At 43.3% G+C, this 19,568-nt stretch carries 21 protein-coding genes; 12 read left to right on the forward strand and 9 right to left on the reverse strand.

The features are described 5' to 3' along the window. The first annotated feature begins 134 nt into the window (after positions 1-134). From FE296_RS12120 to FE296_RS12130, 3 genes are read left to right on the forward strand one after another with little or no spacing between them, the layout of a single operon-like run. Complete coding sequence (locus FE296_RS12120; RefSeq protein ID WP_150365064.1) at positions 135-560, forward strand: hypothetical protein; 426 nt, start codon at positions 135-137, stop codon at positions 558-560. After that, a complete protein-coding gene (locus FE296_RS12125; RefSeq protein WP_150365065.1) occupies positions 557-940 on the forward strand; it encodes a hypothetical protein in 384 nt (127 codons plus the stop codon). The genes FE296_RS12120 and FE296_RS12125 overlap by 4 nt, the downstream gene beginning before the upstream one ends. A gap of 33 nt (positions 941-973) precedes the next feature. Beyond that, positions 974-2,020 carry a hypothetical protein gene (locus tag FE296_RS12130; RefSeq protein ID WP_150365066.1) on the forward strand — a complete coding sequence of 349 codons (1,047 nt, stop codon included), beginning with the start codon at positions 974-976 and terminating at the stop codon, positions 2,018-2,020. Between the two features lie 42 nt (positions 2,021-2,062). Here the strand turns inward: FE296_RS12130 and FE296_RS12135 are convergent, their stop codons facing one another. Then, positions 2,063-2,434 carry a helix-turn-helix domain-containing protein gene (locus tag FE296_RS12135; RefSeq protein WP_150365067.1) on the reverse strand — a complete coding sequence of 124 codons (372 nt, stop codon included), beginning with the start codon at positions 2,432-2,434 and terminating at the stop codon, positions 2,063-2,065. Between the two features lie 224 nt (positions 2,435-2,658). On the opposite strand from FE296_RS12135, the gene FE296_RS12140 reads away from it, so the two are divergent. From FE296_RS12140 to FE296_RS12175, 9 genes are all read left to right on the forward strand, one after another. Then, positions 2,659-4,227 (forward strand): hypothetical protein, encoded by a 1,569-nt coding sequence (locus FE296_RS12140; RefSeq protein ID WP_150365068.1) that lies wholly within the window; start codon positions 2,659-2,661, stop codon positions 4,225-4,227. A 41-nt stretch (positions 4,228-4,268) separates the two neighbouring features. Next, positions 4,269-4,949: a hypothetical protein gene (locus tag FE296_RS12145; protein ID WP_150365069.1), complete on the forward strand. Its 681-nt coding sequence runs from the start codon at positions 4,269-4,271 to the stop codon at positions 4,947-4,949. Between the two features lie 442 nt (positions 4,950-5,391). Then, positions 5,392-6,162, forward strand: a complete 771-nt coding sequence (locus FE296_RS12150; RefSeq protein ID WP_150365070.1) for a hypothetical protein — start codon at positions 5,392-5,394, stop codon at positions 6,160-6,162. Between the two features lie 79 nt (positions 6,163-6,241). Then, positions 6,242-9,208 (forward strand): bifunctional DNA primase/polymerase, encoded by a 2,967-nt coding sequence (locus FE296_RS12155; protein ID WP_190945164.1) that lies wholly within the window; start codon positions 6,242-6,244, stop codon positions 9,206-9,208. A 354-nt stretch (positions 9,209-9,562) separates the two neighbouring features. After that, a complete protein-coding gene (locus tag FE296_RS12160) occupies positions 9,563-10,057 on the forward strand; it encodes a JAB domain-containing protein (protein WP_150365072.1) in 495 nt (164 codons plus the stop codon). A gap of 49 nt (positions 10,058-10,106) precedes the next feature. Further along, entirely contained in the window at positions 10,107-10,247 is a 141-nt protein-coding gene (locus FE296_RS32715; RefSeq protein WP_190945166.1) for a hypothetical protein, read from the forward strand. Positions 10,248-10,261: 14 nt separating this feature from the next. Beyond that, the gene (locus FE296_RS12165; RefSeq protein ID WP_190945168.1) at positions 10,262-11,821 is read left to right on the forward strand and encodes a recombinase family protein; all 1,560 of its coding nucleotides are present in this window, start codon (positions 10,262-10,264) and stop codon (positions 11,819-11,821) included. Beyond that, positions 11,818-13,479 carry a recombinase family protein gene (locus FE296_RS12170; RefSeq protein WP_150365074.1) on the forward strand — a complete coding sequence of 554 codons (1,662 nt, stop codon included), beginning with the start codon at positions 11,818-11,820 and terminating at the stop codon, positions 13,477-13,479. The genes FE296_RS12165 and FE296_RS12170 overlap by 4 nt, the downstream gene beginning before the upstream one ends. Before the next feature lie 285 nt (positions 13,480-13,764). Further along, positions 13,765-13,992 carry an HTH-like domain-containing protein gene (locus FE296_RS12175; RefSeq protein WP_150365075.1) on the forward strand — a complete coding sequence of 76 codons (228 nt, stop codon included), beginning with the start codon at positions 13,765-13,767 and terminating at the stop codon, positions 13,990-13,992. A 299-nt stretch (positions 13,993-14,291) separates the two neighbouring features. On the opposite strand, the gene FE296_RS12180 is transcribed toward FE296_RS12175, so the two are convergent. From FE296_RS12180 to FE296_RS12210, 8 genes are all read right to left on the reverse strand, one after another. Then, positions 14,292-14,582: a DUF3892 domain-containing protein gene (locus tag FE296_RS12180; RefSeq protein WP_150365076.1), complete on the reverse strand. Its 291-nt coding sequence runs from the start codon at positions 14,580-14,582 to the stop codon at positions 14,292-14,294. Positions 14,583-14,603: 21 nt separating this feature from the next. Further along, positions 14,604-14,771, reverse strand: a complete 168-nt coding sequence (locus FE296_RS32720; RefSeq protein WP_190945169.1) for a hypothetical protein — start codon at positions 14,769-14,771, stop codon at positions 14,604-14,606. A gap of 67 nt (positions 14,772-14,838) precedes the next feature. Continuing rightward, positions 14,839-15,498, reverse strand: coding sequence for an ImmA/IrrE family metallo-endopeptidase (locus FE296_RS12185; RefSeq protein ID WP_150365077.1), 660 nt, complete (start codon positions 15,496-15,498; stop codon positions 14,839-14,841). Between the two features lie 5 nt (positions 15,499-15,503). Further along, positions 15,504-15,848, reverse strand: a complete 345-nt coding sequence (locus tag FE296_RS12190) for a helix-turn-helix domain-containing protein (RefSeq protein WP_150365078.1) — start codon at positions 15,846-15,848, stop codon at positions 15,504-15,506. A gap of 103 nt (positions 15,849-15,951) precedes the next feature. Continuing rightward, positions 15,952-16,431: a 23S rRNA (pseudouridine(1915)-N(3))-methyltransferase RlmH gene (rlmH, locus tag FE296_RS12195; protein ID WP_017691463.1), complete on the reverse strand. Its 480-nt coding sequence runs from the start codon at positions 16,429-16,431 to the stop codon at positions 15,952-15,954. Positions 16,432-16,852: 421 nt separating this feature from the next. After that, positions 16,853-17,020 carry a CxxH/CxxC protein gene (locus tag FE296_RS12200; protein WP_017691462.1) on the reverse strand — a complete coding sequence of 56 codons (168 nt, stop codon included), beginning with the start codon at positions 17,018-17,020 and terminating at the stop codon, positions 16,853-16,855. Positions 17,021-17,366: 346 nt separating this feature from the next. Next, positions 17,367-17,891: a hypothetical protein gene (locus FE296_RS33305; protein WP_223868855.1), complete on the reverse strand. Its 525-nt coding sequence runs from the start codon at positions 17,889-17,891 to the stop codon at positions 17,367-17,369. Positions 17,892-18,187: 296 nt separating this feature from the next. Beyond that, positions 18,188-19,465 (reverse strand): S1C family serine protease, encoded by a 1,278-nt coding sequence (locus tag FE296_RS12210; protein WP_091012220.1) that lies wholly within the window; start codon positions 19,463-19,465, stop codon positions 18,188-18,190. Between the last annotated feature and the right edge of the window lie 103 nt (positions 19,466-19,568).

Here is a 19,568-nt window from a genome sequence, read left to right on the forward strand (position 1 = left end):
ATTCTCTTTAATTTTTGTTCTTGTCTCCCAAACTGAGCTCACTACTTCTATCCCTAGAGGGTACTAAGAATTTGTAATAAACCAAGTTTCATTTTTATATCATACCTTTGAATACAATCTATGGAGGTATACAAATGAAAATTACACAAAGAAAACTATTAGCACTATTGGAGTCAACCTTCAACCCGGAAGGCGATATTCATTTCCTGGCAATTGCAGAAAAACAAATCCAAGTACACGAGAAAGAGCGACCCGTGCATCAAGTGCGGGTCGCTCTTACGTTTCAGGAAGGAGACACACTAAATCTTTATTATGACGGTACAGATTTATTCGTACTCATGGGTGAGGACAACATCCAATTTACGCTGGAAAAAGAATGGACAGATGGACCTCCGACTATCGAAGGAAGTCCCATTGAGTTCGCGCTTGGCTGGGTAGCGGAACTGGCTGAACCGTTCTATGTTTCACCCGAAGCACTTGCAGCAGCGGAAACTAACAACCATCCACGCTATTGCAATAACCCACAAGGTAACAGCTATCAGGAGGAATCAGAAAAATGATCGACCTGACATTTGATATGCAGTTCACTACCTTAATCCAAACCAATGCACTTCCTACAGACTGTCTTACTTTCATCCACGATTACATGCATCAACTTCGCAATGCACATGAAGATGAAGCCTTCCCTTTACCCAGTCAATCGTACTTCATCCTAGAAACTGCAGATCAGCTGACTCCCATTCAACACGATGGAACTGCCTTCTCCTGTTCAGCGGGTACGTATTACCCTGAATACATCGAACATTACACTTTTAATAATGAATACACTTTGTATAAAATCCACGTCATGCTAGACAATGAGTGCAGCATGACGTTTTTTACTTTACAAGGTATCCATTCGACTGAGACTGAGCAATGGCTCCTTGCCAACGCCAACTAAGCCTACTCTACCAATGAAAGGAGCATCCTTCAAATGTCCTTGCAACTGACTGATGCCAAGAAAAAATCACTGACTGCCCTTGTGAAAACACATTATGAACAACACCTTAGCCGCTTTCCCTTTGCCAAATATCCCGTTGAACCGTTGGAGGCCTGGAAGCAACAGTTCACTGATCCTTCCAACATCGAAGCCCATACTCTACGCTCTGCCCTGTCATGGTCTTGCAGCAAGTGGCAGCAGCAAAGCATCCCTTACCAGTACAAAAAGCTCCACCTAACTGTCATTAGCAATTGGAAGAACTTCGTGGAACAGTATAAACCAGAATCGTCATCTGTTATCTCATACTGGAAAGACTTACTCGGAAAAGACGAATATGCGTTCAATACAATCACCTTTCTTACTCATCTTCTATGTCCCGATCAGGTCGAACTCACAGATTCCCGTCGAGTCAAAGGCATGAACGACCTGCTCACAGAAGCTGAAATGCCGAATGAGTGCGTAGTACTTGAAGATGTGTCCGCAACTATAGAGCAATACAGTGACTTTTACCATCAGCTCCTACCCAAGACACAATCTATACTTGGCGATCAGGCTTCCGTGAAGCTAGGTCGCTTTTTGTTTGCCTATGGATACCGTGATGTCCTCAGCAAAGTAGCTGAGAGCTCATCAAATCTACCCGAGCCGATCATAACCACACTGGACTGGGAAACCGCCAGCAGTCAACGATTCAATCTGAACCTGATTACCGAGAGGGCGAATGCAGACCGACTGTTCGCTTGTCTATTGCTTGCATTGGATAAGCAACCTGAAATGCCTGAAGAGATGACTATTCAGGACATCATGAATTTGATTCCTTTAGGCAGTGGAGGTATCTGCAATTCAGGCAGTTACAACTATGCCTTCATTGCCATGCTTGGTAAACAGAAGGACAGAGACTACTTTCTATTTGAAAATCCCTCCATGGCTGAGTCCTTTACGCATCAAGCAAACCAGTCCACTAGAAATATGAGTTTTCATAGAATTCATGCCACTCTTGGGATAAAAGTAAATTCAAAATTTATAGTTAGTTCCACCAATTAAATAAAAAACAGGCAAAGAATATTTATTTCTTTGCCTGTTACTCTACTTTCTACTGTAATGCTTATCAATAGTGTTGAAAAGATCTTCGAGAATTCGTTGTGCTAATTGTACATCCTCTAACGATCGACTTTCGAGTTTCGACCTTAAGATTTCAATAAGCTGTTTTTGCTTGATCATGCTTTCTGTTTCCGTAATCTCACCAAACGAAAAGAGATCCTCGACCGATACTCCCAGTGCACTCGCAACTTTGGCAAGCATTTTTAAGGAAATATTACGATTGCCGCGTTCAATTTCTCCGATGTATGTGTCTTGTGATTTAGCTTTTTCTGCAAGCTCTACCTGAGACAATCCCATTTGTGTTCGCAACGTCTTTATCCTGGCTCCTACTAACGTCAACAATACATCGCCTTCCATCGCATCCACTCCTACACCTTTAAGATTAGAGAGGATACATGAAAATTAGGAGTATACAGTAATGAGGTATTTTATTCAAAACCTCACAATTGTATGTTAAAATTAAAACGACCTTGAAACGAGATTTTACTAATATTTCTTTGTAACTCCCGCCTTACTACTTTCTCCTTCGAAAAGATTCGAATTAGTCCACAAAAATAACCATTTATAAAAAGGAGCTCCATATGACAACAGAAAATAACCCTCACCCTCATTCCTTTAAGCTAACCTGGAGAGGCGGGTTCAGCTATCTAATCTATTTGCTAAGAGAATCCAACGTGACGCTTCGTGAACAGGAAATTCAAGTACAAACAGTCAACAAAATCTTAGGCATCTTTTCTTTAGGTACAAAACATGAACAGCTCACCTATTCCGATATTCAAAAAGTTTCAGTGGGAAATAGTATTAACTGGTTCCAATTGTTATTTGCAATCCTATTTGCAGCAATCAGCGCAATCCTCTTGTCGACAGGGTCAGGTGTTCGCTGGCTCGCCTTGGTCGCTTCAGTCGTGTTCTTTTGGCTTTCCTTTCGAAGTAAGTATCTAACACTCACGAATCGAATAGGTGTTACGATGCGAGTGATCAGCAACTCCAAAGTGTCAATAGAAACCCTACTCAAACAACTGGTCCAACAACTCGATAACACAAGACCAGGACAAATCCAAGTTGTTCGTGAGGGCAAAACCAGAGTAGCAGTCATTGCCTCCGGTGCCGCGATCATCATTGCAGGGTCAGCTATACTTTCAATGACGATGAGTGAAAATCAGCAATACATATCTGTTGTACAGAATGCTTCATTTGGACAGTCGAAATACAAATTAAAGGATATTGTTGAGCATCCCAACTATTTCAGCAATGTTTCGTGGAAGAATGTTTCATTTGAAGGTTCATCTGATCTGGATCACTACGTTATGTATGAAGGTACATTTTCGGATTCAGGAGTGAATGTATTGGCTCGAACCGTGTTTCAGGTGTTTGGTAATGCTAGCTTCGATGTCATTGAATTCAGTATAGATGGAGAGCAATTTCAACCTGCTACTACGGAGTGGACTCTATTTGCAGCCCATATTCTGGACAGGTTAGAGGGTGAAGCCACTGTGATTGAATCTAAACCAAAAGAAGACACGACTTCTCAGGATGTGAGCAATCCAATTGTGGAAGAAGAGCCACCGACTGTAGTTACAACAGATCCGATATCGACAGTAACCTCTCCCGAGCAAACAGCAACAACAGAGGTAACCATGGCGACAGATAGCGCTACTCTAAGTACCTTTAGCCAATGGAGTCCTCCTAATGCTGATCTTAATCTGCCTTTAGTATTGGATGGGGAGTCCATAGACATCATGATTGGAATGGATTCACCGAATGGCGTTAAGGCTCTCGCCGTTAGTCAATCTCTTCAACAGGGATGGCAACTTCCATTCAATGCTCCACAAAGCATGTCCAGCCCTTTTGATGATTTTGGTGATTTGAGAGAAGGCTTCACTCTTTACGTAAAGGAGCATGACTTCGATAACGATTCCGTGCCAGAGGTTGTAATTGTGGCCAGTGACAGATTACTTGAAACATACGTTTGGGTATACAGCTATAACTACATTTTTAGCGAAACAGATACATCCCCTCTAGAACCGGTATGGTACGGGGAAGGGCAATCCGATGTTGTTCTAGAAGGGAACAAGATTTTTTTACCCTTTGGGTCACAGGGGCTTTTTGACGAATATGTATTTAACAATGGATCATTCATTAAAAACTAACCGCTGTTGATGCTTTACAGCATGAAGGGAAATTTTCGTTAATGGAAAAAATATATGAAAACTTTTCAAAAATAGCAATTGTTATTACACTTATTCTTTATGCTTGGACAAGTTTTTCAAACCTGGATGAGAAATATCAAACAAAAGTATTATTATCGACATTTTCTGTTCTTGGCGAAAATCAGAATTCATCCGCACTCACCAGTATGAGTCAAATGAACAATGATCAAATTGAAAATTCCAGCAAGGCGTTCTTTATCATGTACATGGACACATTTAATTCGGGTGCATTGGGTAAGGAAATGAGACAAACAGATGCGAAGTCCAAAAGGACAATCGCATTAGCTTACGGCGAGACAGATCTCCGGTATCATTTGAAATTCATTAAGGGAGCATGGGTGCCTGTAACGCTTGATCTGTCCACCAATGTGCTATACAACTTTTCATACATTGTGAACACCCCAAGTAAACTCATCCATAATCTAAAGATGAACTTTAATGAAACGTTACAGTTGACCAATTTTGAACGTATGACCTTTATTATTTGGGATGTCTTACACGCAATAAGCGGGATTTGGTTCGCTTCATTCATGATCTTTTTGGGAAGCATTATCGGACTGCTATTTCACCCCATACAGAGCTTACTTAACTTCTTCCCATCTCTATGGCTCATCATTACAACAATTTGGGAAGGTATTTCAAATTTCAAAAATCTCGGATAAAAAGCGTACAGAATGGTTACACACATGTAGCCATTCTTTTTTTTCATCAGTGTATGAGTTATTAGAAACAGTAGTAAAAATAAGTGTATATTATATTTTTGTATGGAGCTGTGACGCTCAGCTTACAACACGTAGGATCATAGGAGTAAAGAATCCTAACATAAAAGAAAATATTATAAATGGATTGACAAGGATTCTTCCTTGTGGCAAAATGTGATCTATAAAACATACACGTTGGCCGGGGCGATGAAGGAATACAACGTATTCGAAAAGCCACGACAAAAGCGAATATTATCGTAATGAAGTAACACTTCGGTGTTATCATACGATTTCTATAAACGCGCCAGTAAAATTACCTTTTTCAGGGTATTTTTGCTGGCGCGTTTTTTGTTTCGTGCCTTGTGTCTCTAACAGAATTATTTAAATAAAAGGAGAATGCACAATGACACAAAAAAATGAAACAAACGAAAAAGTATCTATCCTAACAGAGATGAATTTTCGCCCTTCTGCAAGCAGACACTCGGGTAGAAAAGTTATTCCAAACAGTGTTTTGACAGTAGTGAAACATAAAAGCAGTACACGCCTCACCTTCAGCCCTGAGGTCATACAGAAAATCGGCGCTACGGAAAATGTTCAAGTTGCTCTCAATCCCGAAGGAATTGCTATTGGTTTGGGGTTCACTTGTGACGAGAACTATTTTCCTTTAAAAAAATTCGGGAAAAAATTCAATATTTATTCCAGTCAACTTGTTAACGAAATAATTGACGCCTTTTCTCTTGATTTCTCCAATGTATCTTCCATCTCATTTCAGAGAGTTAGATATTTAAATATTGGATCACATAAGGTTGCTTTTTTCAAGATAATCCAAAATAAATTAAAGCCATCTCATGACATGACTAACCCTGCATCCAAACTCGCCAGTAATATTCACACTACGAACGATAATAACAAGGAGGGGGACTTTGAAACCGACCCAAATTTAATTAGCTTGGTCAACACATACGGCGATCCAAGCGATGAAGACGAATTGATCGACAACGATCTTGACCCGCGTGATATAGAAGAACTGACTGACGTGGAGTTTGAATTGAATGATGAAGATGAATGGATTGTCGCAGACCATGACCAGAACAATGATGGAGGTATGATCAACCGAGTACCAAAATCTAGTCCTTTTAAACACAAACGCAGACGTAAAGTCGTCAATGAATAAATCTCACGAACAACCTTTGATGAGAACATAATGGGGGGCTACGCCCCCGTTTGAAAACAATATGGAAGGTGAGTCCCGCATGACAACTCTTAAAACGAATACCGCATTTTCAGCAAGTATTTTAAATACAATGACTGTTCATACAGCAGCGTTAACTTTAGCCCAAGCTAACATGGGTTTTAAGTTTCTCCCATTGTGCCCGGCAGATCATAAGGGTGCTTCTGAAAAACATAAGCAGAACTGCTCTAGACCAGGAAAGGTGCCCCTGATCGCCAATTGGCCTTCCAAGGCCTCCGAAGATCCCGCTGTTCTCGAAAAGTGGTTCAACAACCGACCGAAATTGAACTTAGGCATGATCCTTGGCGGAGAAGTGGGAATGGTCGGATTCGACATTGACGGTGAATACGGACAAACCAAAATGGAGCAGTTATTTGATGGAAATATTCCTCCCACTTGGCATTTTTCAACTCCAGGAGGAGGGTCGAGATATCTGTATCGTGTACCGAAGCACGTGGCTTTGCGAAAACAAGCTGACGTCAATTCCGAAGTGGTGCACGAAGAATTGTCTCTGTTGGCTGATGGACAAATGACGGTCATTCCACCTTCCCGGCATCAAAATGGTGGGCAATACCTTTGGATTGAAGATAGAGGTCCCGGTGACCTTCCACTAGCCGACTTGCCCAAGAATGTACTGGATCAGCTAATCAAAGGAAAACTCAGCAAACAGTCAACTTCACCAAAAGCATCTTCGCTACTCCCTGCAAGGGCTGCTTCTGTTTCCAAGATAGCAAAGCCTGCACATACATTGATTAGTGAAGACAAGTTACAACGCCTTTCAAGTAAATGCAAGGTGATGAAAGAGGCAATGTCAGAACAACAACTACATGGATGCAGTGAAACTCAGTGGCTTCACATTGTGTCCATGCTGGTTAGGGCAGGATACAGCAAAACCGCCTTGACCTTTTCACAACTCAGTCAAAAGCATGATCATCACAGTGAAGATCGTATTCGGAAATTGCAAGCAGAACGTTCCAGTGCTCCCTACGGCCCTACCCGATGCGCCACATTGGGATGTGGCTTAGATCAAATTGCGAAATGCCATCCTAGTGTGAGTTTGGATGAGGATACTCAAGAGCCTAAAAACTCTCCTGTGACACTATTAATTTCAGCAAAGACTAAGAAAACTGTCTTAAAAAAAATGTCCTCCGAAGATTACATTCATTTAATGGGGGGCAATCATGCCATACACCATAATTCTCTTTGTGTGGCCAAATATAAAATTGACGGGGAAACAGAGCATGTCCCAATCGCTAACTTTGTCGCTAGAATTGTAAAATCCATTATTAAAGATAATGGCACCGATAAGAATATTTTTTATGAGATTGATGGGTTACTCATTGACTCACAGAGAAGGCTACCTTCCATTCAGGTGCCTGCTCAGGATTTCGAAAGTATGAAGTGGTTAACCATGTGGGGACCTGAACCGTCTCTCTTTCCAGGTTATAAAATCCGCGACTTGGTTCGCTTCGCCATTCAATCCACTTCTAAAAAGGCGATAAAAGAACGAATTTACACCCATTTGGGCTGGATTAACCTTGACGATAGGTGGACGTACTTACATGCTGGCGGTGCATTAGGCATTCCCAATGTCAAAGTTGAACTGGAAGCGCGGCTTCAAAACTATAATCTTTCCAACTTCAACACCAGTGACACAGAAGCAATGAAAGCAAGTTTGAACCTGTTAAATGTCGCACCACATCGGGTAACACTTGTCCTGTGGGCTTTGACTTACTTATCACCGCTCTGTGAATGGCTTCGCATGCTGGGTATTGAACCAAAGTTTTTGGTTTGGCTTCACGGCTACACAGGCAGTCGTAAAACAACCTTAGCCAAGTTGTTTCTCTGTCACTTTGGTAACCTGCTGGAGCACCCGCCAGCAAGCTTTAAGGATACAGCTAACTCGGTTGAAAAACGTGGTTTTGATACAAAGGATTCGCTTCTTCTCATTGATGACTATCATCCTACCACTTCACCCAGAGAGAAGAACAGCATGGAAACACTAGCGCAACAGATACTCAGAGGCTACGGGGATCGCGTAGGTCGGGGGCGTATGAAACAGGATACGTCTCTCAGACCAGACTACCCGCCACGGGGCAATGCACTCGTCACCGCAGAAGATTTAATTGGTGGCGGCTCAAGCGTAGCCCGTTTGTTCCCTGCTGAACTGCTTAAAACAGATGTAAATCTGGACCGTTTAACCCAGGCTCAGGATAATTTCGAAGAATTGAGTGCTGCAATGAAAGGTTACTTGGAATGGGTCGGACAGTCCATGAGTAAACCCGACCACAATGAACTGAAACAGTTGTTTAATGAAAGAAGAAAAGCAGCATCCAACTTAGGCGTACACGGCAGAATGGTAGAAGCAGCGGTTTGGTTGTACTTGGGACTGAACTCGGGTCTAGAATACGCTGAAAGTGTTGGAGCAGTAACTACCGAGATGGGAGATGAACTTCGTAGTGAGGGCTGGAATGTTTTTCTTGAGATCGCTAAAGAACAAGGCCAACAAGTTACTGATATTAAACCATCATCCCGTTTCTTAACTATTGTCTCTCAACTGCTGGCTAACCAAAGCATTCACTGTGATAACGTGCATCAAGATCTCGTCCCAAAGACCTTACCAAACAATAGTGCCCTTGTTGGCTGGAAGGATGAGAATTACTATTACTTCTTACCCGAGTTAATTTATAACGAAGTTAGCCGTTTTTTGTCCATACGTGGGGAGCATTTCCCTATCACCTCTGCTACTCTTTGGAAGGAATTAGCAGATGCTGGCTTGACACACACGGATGTTTCAAAAGAGAAGGGTGAAAATCGCCGCCACTGCCTCGTGAAAAAAACTATCAAAAAACATCGCCAGAGATTACTCTGGGTGAAAAAAGAGGCTCTACATGAGAATGTGGAGACCCACACTAAACAAAAGACTCGTGAAGAGATTCTGGCAACTACCCATGATGCTGAGGAACTTGCTCCATTGGAGGGATTTTAAAACGCTGCCCCAGAAGCGGGGGCTATGCCCCCTGTGATTCGAAAACTTGGGGTCGAAGAAGGCTCATGCAGGGCAGAGGATTACGGTCAACTGCCCCCATTGCCCCCGAAAAAAATAAGAAAAAAATAAAAAAAGAATCCCCCCTCTGACAAAAGTAATTGTTTCTTTCTCCCTTGAGATCCAGGGGGCACCGGGGGCATGACAAAGGAACCCATGTGCCAGATGGAGTTTCAACCAATGAGGTCCGGGGCGTGGCCAACCCTTCTGGGAAAACCGATTCTGTTCATTTTTAAAATATTTAATATAACCATGATAACGAATAACTAACTACTTTTTATCATGGAGGTTTCATATATGACGGGTAACCAAGCACCTAGTAATCAAAGGGTCAAGAAGGGAAATATCCCAGCAAAACGCATCCAGGTCGTCGGTTTACGGATGGTCAGGGAGTCATCATCCATCCTTTACCCTGGTCGAAAAATCCGCAAGCCTCAGGACGCCGCTGACTTGTTCCGTCAGTTCACTGGTGATTGTGATAGGGAGATTTTCTCCATTCTTTGTCTAAACGCCAAAAATGAGCCGATTGCGATCCATACTGTCTCTACAGGAACACTAAACGCTTCTCTGGTTCACCCCAGGGAGACGTTCAAGTTGGCAATCCTCGCTAACTCTGCCGCCATCGTTGCCTGTCACAATCACCCTTCTGGAGATCCCAATCCGAGTCCACAGGACATTGAGCTGACGGAGCGGTTGCGAGATAGCGGCTGCTTGCTTGGTATTGAACTGTTGGATCACATTATTTTGGGGAATGAATGCTTCATTAGTATGAAGGAGAAGGCAATGATGTAATCACAGCTACAACAACTAACTAACATTCACTACAGGAGGCACCTATACAATGAACCATTCCACGGAAAACAACAATCTCGATTTATTCATCGATATTCTTGCAGATATGATCTGCTGCTATCTTCAAGCTGAAGAAGTTTCCACCGAAACAGATAAGCTTGTCCCTGAGTCACAACCAGATGCTGCATAGAGGTGATACACATGATGGAAAAACAGGTTGTCGCACTTTATATTCGCGTATCAACGGAAGAACAAGTCCAAGGTTTTAGTTTAGAAGCACAAAAATCAGCACTCTATGATTACTGCCGAGAAAGACAGCTAGATATTTACAAACTCTATATTGATGCAGGGCGTTCAGGAAAGTCTATTTCTGGTAGACCGTCACTGAATGAATTGCTGGAAGATGCTCGTACAGAGCACTTTCAGCAGGTTCTCTGCCTCCGTTTAAGTCGGCTATCCAGAAGTTTGAAAGATTTATTATTCATCACTGAACTCTTTGACAAACATGGTATTACACTTCATAGCCTTACGGAAAATCTTCAAACCGTTACTCCCATGGGGAAGTTTGCGCTCCAGATGCTCGGCTCCATCGCTGAGCATGAGCGTAGCCAGATTACGCAGAACGTCCGTCTTGGAATGAACCGTCGTAACAAACTCGGTAAATGGAATATTGGGAATTTAGTATTGGGATATCGCTGGGTCTCCCATCCTGTGAACCGAAACCTCTCCTATGTAGAAATTATTCCTGATGAAGCAGAGCTGGTTCAAACTATTTTCACATCGTATGCCAGTGGTCTTGGTCTAAAAGCAATCGTGAATCGCCTAAACAAAAACGGATATCGAACTAAAAAACGAAAACTATTTCATATTGCGTCGGTGCGAGGCATCTTAACGAATGTTAACTATATAGGCAAGATAACCTATACCGACAAGTCTGCCTCGGAACACAAAAAAATAGTAGACGGAGAGCATGAGCCGATTATTTCAATAGAGCTGTGGGAGCAGGTACAGCAACAATTGGCTCACCGCTCCCACCAGCCTAATAAGCGCACTTCTCATGTCTTTATGCTAACTGGATTGCTTAAATGTCCAACCTGTGGAAACAGCATGGTTACGGCCCATGTATCCCGCAAACGGAAAAGAAAAGCCTCATACGTAGATCATTATTATGTATGTGGTAGATATAACTCTGGGGGATACGCAGCTTGTCAGCCTCATCACGTTCCTGCTGAACAAGCTGAGGACTGGGTAAACAAACATGTGCATCAGTTCCTTTCGCAGCCTACCATAGCAGAACAGTTGGCGGTAAAGCTTAATCAAAGACGAGACAAAAAACTGGAGCCTTTCAGAAAAAGACTTAAAGAGATTGAGACACAGAAAGCATTATTGAAGAAACGAACTCTCCGATGTTACGAACTTTTTGAAGATGGACATATTGACAGTCGGGAACTGAAGCTAAAACTCGGTAAACTTCAAAACCAAACAGCTATGTTTGAGCAGGAAAAAAAGGAACTGGAGAAAAGAATCGCTGATGATCCAGATCAACCTATTCCGCTTGGAAGTATAGGCCGTGTGCTTAAAGACTTTCAGCTTGTATTCCAAAGGGCAACGTCACAGCAACAAAAAGCACTTTTACGAAGCATGATTTCAAAGATCACCCTCCCTGCTGATCGTAATATCAAACAAGCAGTGATTCAAGGTTCTGTGGCGCTACTTAATCTGGAAATTCCAACACTACAACATGAAGGAGAGCTTAAGAAATGAATCAAGGACTACCGAAGAAAGTTGCTATTTACGCGCGTGTCAGTACAGAAGAACAAGCCGAACACGGCTATTCTATTGATGCACAGCTTGATACCCTGAGAAAATATTGTGAGCTGTATGGCGGAGAGATTGTCGATGAATACGTGGATCGTGGGGTCAGTGGAAAAAGCATCAAAGGACGCTACGAGATTCAACGGCTTTTGAAAGATGCAGAAGAAAATAAGTTCAATGAAGTCATCGTATGGAAATTCAATCGGATGGCTCGGAAGAGCATCGATCTACTCCATATTGTAGATTTGTTGGAGAAAAACAATATTTCATTCAGATCTTTTACCGAAAACTTTGAAACCAGTACCCCTATGGGACGATTCGCCCTCCAAATGATGGGTGCAGTAGGTGAACTGGAGCGAAATACCATAGTAGACAATGTAAAGATGGGACATAGGCAACGAGCCAAAATGGGACACCATAACGGTAAAGTTCCATTAGGATATAAAGTAATTGCAGGCACCGGCAGTTCGCGGGAGAGTAAATCCGTAGTCGTTATAGCTGAAGAAGAAGCAGTCATTGTACGTCATATTTTTGAACAATATGCCTCTGGTCATGGATTAAAGACCATTGCCAATGAATTGAACCACAGAGGGCATAGAACCCAAACTGGCAAGCCTTTCTCCACTACAGCGATCCGAGACCTGCTAGATAATCCGATGTTTGTAGGTAAAATCCGCTACAATCGTTACGAGAATTGGGCTGAACGAAGACGTAAAGGTAAGAATAAGGAGCCGATTCTCGTAGAAGGCCATCATCCCCCGATTATTAGCCAAGAATTATGGGATAAGGTTCAGCTACTCCGGGAAAAGAAGGCTACGTTGCCCAAGAAGCGGTTTGAAGGAGAATATCTGCTAACTGGACTGATTCGTTGTCCTGAGTGCGGTGCCGCCATGACCGCCAGTCGCACTGTCAATCGGTCGAAAGATGGCGAGAAGATCACTCGGATGTACTATTCCTGTGGTCGATTCCGAAGCCAGGGAAGCGCCGTATGCCACGCCAACAGCGTCCGAAAGGTGGAAGCAGAACAAGCGGTAACTGATCGTATCAGGCAAGCCGTGGTCAATCCAGAGATTCTGCAAAGAGTTGTTCGCAGCATCAATGAAAGACGTTCTGGACGAATGAAACCACTACGTGATGAGTTAACAGCAATACAGACACATATCACCAGTCTGGAGGATAAGAAACGTAAGTACCTCGAATTATATGAAATAGATAATATTGACCGCAATATGTTTTCTGAACGCCTGAGTGTATTAAACAAGGAGCTGGATTCCGAGCTAACCCGCAGATCAAAACTGGAATTAGAGCTTCGGGATGATCAGGCTGATCCAGTATCCTACGAATTTGTGTGTTTCCTCATGACGAAGTTCGATGCCCTGCTAAGTTATTCACCGTTCCAGCAGCGTAAAACGCTCTTGCACCTAATCGTAAAGAATATAACTCTAGATGACAAGAGGCGTATTGAAGAAGTTGAACTTGCATTTAGTAAAGAAACTCAAAATCATTTTTTAAGCGGAGCCCCTTCTGTTAAATCCATTGCAGAAGGGGCTTTTTCCTGTTCAAAAGATAATCTCTTGCTTAATCAGGTAATTACAATTGTTATCTAAAATTAGGAGTATTTTAATTTGAATGAGTATTCGATAAGTTCAACATTGTAGATAGACAGTCACTGTTTACGCTCGCCTAGAAATTCCAGTGATTTCTCGGCAACCACTCCTGATTGCAAGTCCCTATATAGATAAATATATGTTGTTTGCTTTCTTGACTATGAAAGGATATATTCTAAATGCTAATATAAACATTGCTATGTAGTATTACTTGGAAGGATTCATATACTAACCTGTAGAATATTCAATTACTAGCGAATAAACCTGTCGAAGGATGGTTGTAATATGAATATAGATAGTTTAGGGAAATTGTTACATTCCATGTACAATACGGCACCTCATGGTGATCAAGTTGCACATATTCATTTGTTTGGAGTTAAATATGCCGATCTTATACTCAAAAACCATTACAGCGTCAAAGAAATAGTTGCAGCCTCAGGAATTAACCCCTCATATGCCACAGAAGTTAGCAAAGGCATTAAGCTTTCACGTTATGTGATTGTAAAAGATTAAAGATAAAGGCATGTAGCTGATGAAGTAAGATAATCAACCCAGTTCAGTACCCTACAAACTTGTACCATCCTGATGATAAATTAGGATACCTTACTCCACCATCCACTGTCCCAGCAGCGAAAGAGACCTCTTCACATGTTTTACAAACTTATATTAACTAAAGGCGGAGAAGCAGTTTTTAAAGGTTACCCCTTCCAATAAGGCAATAACGGAAGGGGGGTTAACCTTAGAAGAGTAAAAAAAACCTAAGTATAGTTTCACTGTTGTCATCTGCAATATTGTGTACCAACTTAGTATAACTACATCGGACATTCAGATAAACTTAGAAGATTGTCAGGACTTTCTCCATCCGCTTCAGTTTTTAAGTATTTGTTTCCATAACGACTTTTAGATACAATTACATTCACAGTATGGCCTCCTCTACTTACAAAAAACTCCCATTTTCCATCTTCAATTCCCTCAATAGCTCGTTTTTGCGAGACCTTCCATCTTGTTCCGTCCTGATTTTTGCCTCCAATGCTTTCAATTCTCTCAAATGGATTGTACCGTTCTTTTTTGTTTACACAGAGTATCTCGTGTCTGCTTGCCATAATCTACTCACTCTCCTAATATTATTCTTTTGTAACGCCTTTGAATGGTTTGCTACTGCTAGTTTTTTGATCCATAAACTTACCTGTCGATGTGTCTCTCTTTACCCAGTTGCCATTAGGCGCTTTGAATTGACTTCTTCCTTTTACTGCACCAACTCTTCCGCCGCCTTTTGCTCCGTTTTTAGCCAAAATACTCACCTCCCTTCAATGTTGAGTTGATAATCAACTCAACATTATTATCAAAAAGATAGATAGCTCAAAATTCAAAAGCTATCTGACCATCGTATTCTTCCTTTGAGTTGTAAACTTGTCCTTTGTGGACATAAAGCAGTTCTAAGCGATTTAGCCTCACACAGAGGGCACTAATTGATACTTTAAAAAAACCTGCCAAAGTATATAAGCTACCCATATCTATATTTCTAGCAGCTTTAAGTTTGCCGACAAACTTCTCCAGTGCTGGCTTAGGCATAAGTATTGCACCTGCAAACATATCTGCTTGTTGTTCCACTGGAGGACGTGTGGAATGACTTCTGCAATAAAAGACCTCTTTACTCTTATTTAGATTCAAACTCGTCTGTAAATTATCTTTATCGTTCACGTGAAGCACCCAGTGCCCTAGTTCATGAGCCATAGTAAAGTTCATCGTTCCAATTTTCTCTTCAAAAAGTTCTTTCCTGCTTTCATTCATGATAATTCGCTTTTGACCAGGGAGTATGGCAGCCATCACAATTCCTGATGGATCAAAATGATCAATGGGTTCCCAAGCGAAATCCAATTCAAAATGAAACTCGATTATCTCTTCAATAGGAGTAGCCATTGGAAGAACCATGTTTTCACAATCAAATCCATAATCGGTGAGTATATTCAATGCTATGTCTTCCATTTCTTCTGCAGAAATATAGGGAACACGTGACATTACAACTACTCCTTTTCTTTAGTGGTCTCATTTATAATTTTTTGGATCTGAACCCACTGACTTTGTGATAACTTTGGTGCGCTCCTTAGAAAAACGGGAACCTCTTCAATTTCAGTAATAACCTTTTGAAGCTCACTCGGTATTTTATTTGCTGCTATCAGAAACCGATCAGGATCAATACCAAAAATCTCGGCTATCTTCACTATTTTATCTTCTGCTGGGGGAGTCATAGAACCATTCTCAATCTTGCTGATATACGTAAAGTCAATGCCGATCATATCAGCGAGTTTGCGTTGACTGATTTTACGCTCTTTACGAAGATCTTTGAGCATTTCTCCAAACTCGTTCAACGTCTCATCACCCTTCTAATATACATGATATAGTATGTTGATAAAAAAATCAACACTATATACACTAAATGTTTCTCTAATTCTTATGCATCAAAATTTCGCCCTACTTGTGGTACGGTTCACCCCGATTTATCTTCACCGCGCGATAAATCTGCTCCACCAATACCAGCCGCATAAGCTGGTGCGGCAGGGTCATGCGCCCGAAGCTCAAGCGCTGCTTCGCGCGGCGCAATACCTCATCGGAGAGCCCATGGCTTCCTCCGATGACAAACACGACATGGCTCGTCCCATACGTGCCGAGCTTGTCGATCTCCAATGCCAGCTCCTCAGAACTCCAGAGCTGGCCATCCAATGCGAGGGCGACGACATGCGCCTCGCTCTTCACATGCGCGAGGATGCGTTCGCCCTCGCGCTCCTTCACCGCCCGAACCTCAGCTTCGCTCAGGGTATCGGGCGCCTTTTCGTCTGCGACCTCGATCATCTGAAACTTGATGTACGGGGCGAGCCGCTTGGCATATTCCTGAATGCCCAGCGTTAAATATTTTTCCTTCAATTTGCCTACGCCAATAATCTGAATAAACATATCAATCCATTCCTCCTAAATTGTCCAATTCTAACGAACACCACACACCTTATTCAGCCCCATTTCGGCCCCTTTAAAATCTAACGAATCTGAAACACGCTATCCCAGTCAAAATGCGCATTCCCCACCTCTTTCGAGACCATTTCGGAAATATAACTTGTCTACGATTCGTTAGATTTCAACCAGGCGGTATTTGCCACAAATAAGGTCCGTCAGGTTCGTTAGCGCTACTCGGCAGATTCACACCCACATCCCTAAATTACCTCGCTACCTACCAACCACCACCGATTCCCCCACAAAGACAAAAAGAGCGCTCATCACGCTCTCCTTGGCTTCTTGCTGTGATGTTCATACCGGATGGAAAGTCAGCCCGAGGCGCCACCTTAAGTCACGCCTCCAGCCGTCTAAATCCTACAGTACGCTAAACGACGAGGAATTCCGCGTGCTGTTCGCACTCGGCGCATTTCGCAGGCGGGTCCCAATCGGCAAATTCCGTCTCCTTCAGATCAACGATATCTGGAGCGTCCTCATACTCATCGACAAACATGTCGATGGCAATGTCCACGTGTTCTTTGCATACAACGTACATCCGTTAAGCATCCTTTCTGTAACCAGCTATGTTCCCGATTCACAACCGCGTATCCCATTACAGGATAGCCACTTCTCAGTTCTATCACACCTGCCACCGAAAAGAAACCCCCAGTCCAAATTTATCGTGCCCAACATCTCCCAAACCCCTCCGTACGCCGTAAAAGAACACAAAAAGCATTCTTCCCGATACCTCCACGGTACCGAAAAGAATGCTCCTGTAACAGCAACAATCACTCAACATAGCGAATGAATCCTGCGCCTACGCCTGAATTGCGAAAACAGAGTTACGTATTCCCCTATTCTGTTCCAATCCATTCTAAGAATAGCCTCTAACCCATACTCTTTTAATTCAATCCCGACTGCGCCTTCGTCAACAGCTTGCCACCTTGGAAAGCAATAACAGCATTAGCACCGTTGCCGGCTGTACCTTTATAGTTGTACACCACCATGTTCTCCGCTTCACTCAGCGCTTCACCTTCGCCGCCAAGGATCTCAATGACATCTTCCACGGACATGCCAACCTCAAGCTTCTCATACTGGGCAAACGTAATCAGCACCCCATCGCCTTTCCCGGCCGATCCGTTGTTTCCCGATGTTACAGGCGTTTGACCACCAGCCTGACCTACCGCAATCACATTTGCACTTAGCTCATTTAACTTGGCCTCAAGCTCTGCGATCTTTTGTTCCTGCTCACTGCTCTTGGCTCCCTGTTCCACCAGTTTCTTCTCAAGCCCTGCAATCTTCTCTTGCAGAGCACTTGTATCCACGGATGCTCCCGTCGGAGCTACCTCAGATCCACAGGCGGACAGCACAAACAGTGACAGCGCCAAACTCGTTCCCCCAAGCATCTTTTTCTTCAAATGTTTCATTATAAATACCCCTTCCATTCTGAAATAAAATCAGATCGACAAACAGATGTTATTGCATCAGCGACCGTCTCCAACATATTGACAACAGTTTACCACAGCCCTAGTCTTATGTATCTGCTCCTTTGGCTCCGGGTCTAACTGATCATGAGAACATAAAAATGGTTGATCTACTCATTTACTGTCGAACGAACAAGTCCACCCATAATAACTAAAAAAGAGTGGTCAGTTGATCTGATCACTCTTCTAGCTTTCCCTGTTTCAATCAACGCAACAGTATAGGTTTCGTTGAACTTCCCTTATTCCGGTTTATCCGTCAGCTTCACTGATACTTTCTCCGCTTTGCCATCCCGGTAGAAGGTCACTTCAATCGTATCCCCAATCTTCTTCTCATCGTACAGATATTTCCGCAGATCCAGCGTAGAGGTAATTTTTTGCCCGTCAAATTCCGTAATGACGTCATTCAGCTTCATACCTGCATCAGATGCCGGACCGGATGCTTCCAGCACAACCACACCGCTGTCCACATGAGATGGCAGCTTCAGATCTTTGCGCTGCTCGTCATCCAGTGGTGCATATGGGTTGCTCAGATCGACCGTATATACGCCCAGGTATGGACGAGATACTTTGCCGTTCAAGAGCAGGGAATCTACCGTTTTCATCACTTCGTTCATCGGAATCGCGAAGCCGAGTCCTTCAACACCCGTATCCGAGATCTTCATCGTGTTAATTCCTACGACTTTACCGTTCAAATCGACCAAAGCACCACCGCTATTGCCTTCGTTAATCGCCGCATCCGTCTGGATTACGTTCTGCTCCCAGTCATAAACACCATCCTGGTTAATCGATACAGGCAGAATACGATCTGTGTAACTGACAATACCGGATGTCAGCGTACCGCCCAGACCGAGCGGGTTCCCGATCGCCAGCACCGTTTGACCGCGCTGAAGTTTGCTGGAATCACCGATCTCCGCCACTGCACCCAGCCCTTTATCTTCTGCGGATAATACAGCAATGTCGCTCACACGGTCCTTACCGACCAGCTTCGCTTTGTGTGTCTCCCCATCTACGGTCACAATCTCCAGATCACTCGCACCCTCCACGACGTGGTGGTTGGTCATAATATAAGCCTTGCCGTCTTCCTTCTTGAAAATGACCCCTGAGCCCAGCGCCGAATCTTCCATCGATAGACTGCTACCCGTTTTATGGTTCACAATGCTCACCACGGAAGGACGAACATGTGCTGCTGCCTGGATAATCCGGTCGTATGGATCAGCTGCCTGTGTTGCCTGTGCACTGCCTCCACCACCGTTGCCTGTAGCATTCGCCAGCGGTAACGATGTGGGCTGTGTGATGAAGCTAAACAGCATGACGGTCACGATGGAGCTGATCACCGAGCTAATCACAGCTACCTTCACTGTGGAACTGATTCCCGTACGCGATCTGCGCGGATTGCTCCAGCGGTCACGTCCACGTGCCCTGCCTCCAGGGCGGATGATCTGAAGTTTGCCTTTCTGTTCAGGTTCGGCGCGTCTTGATACTTTGGTTGAATAAAAATCGTCTCCAAACAATCCCATCGTGATCCTCTCCCCTTCGTTGTCACGCATCAAGACCCTGACTGCCGCCTAAGTTGTCGCATGGATCAACGATGGTTTTCTTACGTTACCCCACTCCAGCCAC

The sequence above is a fragment of the Paenibacillus sp. UASWS1643 genome, from assembly GCF_008693195.1.
Classification (GTDB): Bacteria; Bacillota; Bacilli; order Paenibacillales; family Paenibacillaceae; genus Paenibacillus; species Paenibacillus amylolyticus_B.

Coding starts and splice junctions, on each gene's coding strand:
- FE296_RS12180 (WP_150365076.1), bottom strand. CDS start 14,582: ATGGCAAGCAGACACGAGATACTCTGTGTAAACAAAAAAGAACGGTAC.
- FE296_RS32715 (WP_190945166.1), top strand. CDS start 10,107: ATGAACCATTCCACGGAAAACAACAATCTCGATTTATTCATCGATATT.
- rlmH (WP_017691463.1), bottom strand. CDS start 16,431: ATGTTTATTCAGATTATTGGCGTAGGCAAATTGAAGGAAAAATATTTA.
- FE296_RS12175 (WP_150365075.1), top strand. CDS start 13,765: ATGAATATAGATAGTTTAGGGAAATTGTTACATTCCATGTACAATACG.
- FE296_RS33305 (WP_223868855.1), bottom strand. CDS start 17,891: ATGAAACATTTGAAGAAAAAGATGCTTGGGGGAACGAGTTTGGCGCTG.
- FE296_RS12185 (WP_150365077.1), bottom strand. CDS start 15,498: ATGTCACGTGTTCCCTATATTTCTGCAGAAGAAATGGAAGACATAGCA.
- FE296_RS12155 (WP_190945164.1), top strand. CDS start 6,242: ATGACAACTCTTAAAACGAATACCGCATTTTCAGCAAGTATTTTAAAT.
- FE296_RS12170 (WP_150365074.1), top strand. CDS start 11,818: ATGAATCAAGGACTACCGAAGAAAGTTGCTATTTACGCGCGTGTCAGT.
- FE296_RS12200 (WP_017691462.1), bottom strand. CDS start 17,020: ATGTACGTTGTATGCAAAGAACACGTGGACATTGCCATCGACATGTTT.
- FE296_RS12145 (WP_150365069.1), top strand. CDS start 4,269: ATGGAAAAAATATATGAAAACTTTTCAAAAATAGCAATTGTTATTACA.
- FE296_RS12125 (WP_150365065.1), top strand. CDS start 557: ATGATCGACCTGACATTTGATATGCAGTTCACTACCTTAATCCAAACC.
- FE296_RS12130 (WP_150365066.1), top strand. CDS start 974: ATGTCCTTGCAACTGACTGATGCCAAGAAAAAATCACTGACTGCCCTT.
- FE296_RS12135 (WP_150365067.1), bottom strand. CDS start 2,434: ATGGAAGGCGATGTATTGTTGACGTTAGTAGGAGCCAGGATAAAGACG.
- FE296_RS12120 (WP_150365064.1), top strand. CDS start 135: ATGAAAATTACACAAAGAAAACTATTAGCACTATTGGAGTCAACCTTC.
- FE296_RS12165 (WP_190945168.1), top strand. CDS start 10,262: ATGGAAAAACAGGTTGTCGCACTTTATATTCGCGTATCAACGGAAGAA.
- FE296_RS12160 (WP_150365072.1), top strand. CDS start 9,563: ATGACGGGTAACCAAGCACCTAGTAATCAAAGGGTCAAGAAGGGAAAT.
- FE296_RS12150 (WP_150365070.1), top strand. CDS start 5,392: ATGACACAAAAAAATGAAACAAACGAAAAAGTATCTATCCTAACAGAG.
- FE296_RS12140 (WP_150365068.1), top strand. CDS start 2,659: ATGACAACAGAAAATAACCCTCACCCTCATTCCTTTAAGCTAACCTGG.
- FE296_RS12210 (WP_091012220.1), bottom strand. CDS start 19,465: ATGGGATTGTTTGGAGACGATTTTTATTCAACCAAAGTATCAAGACGC.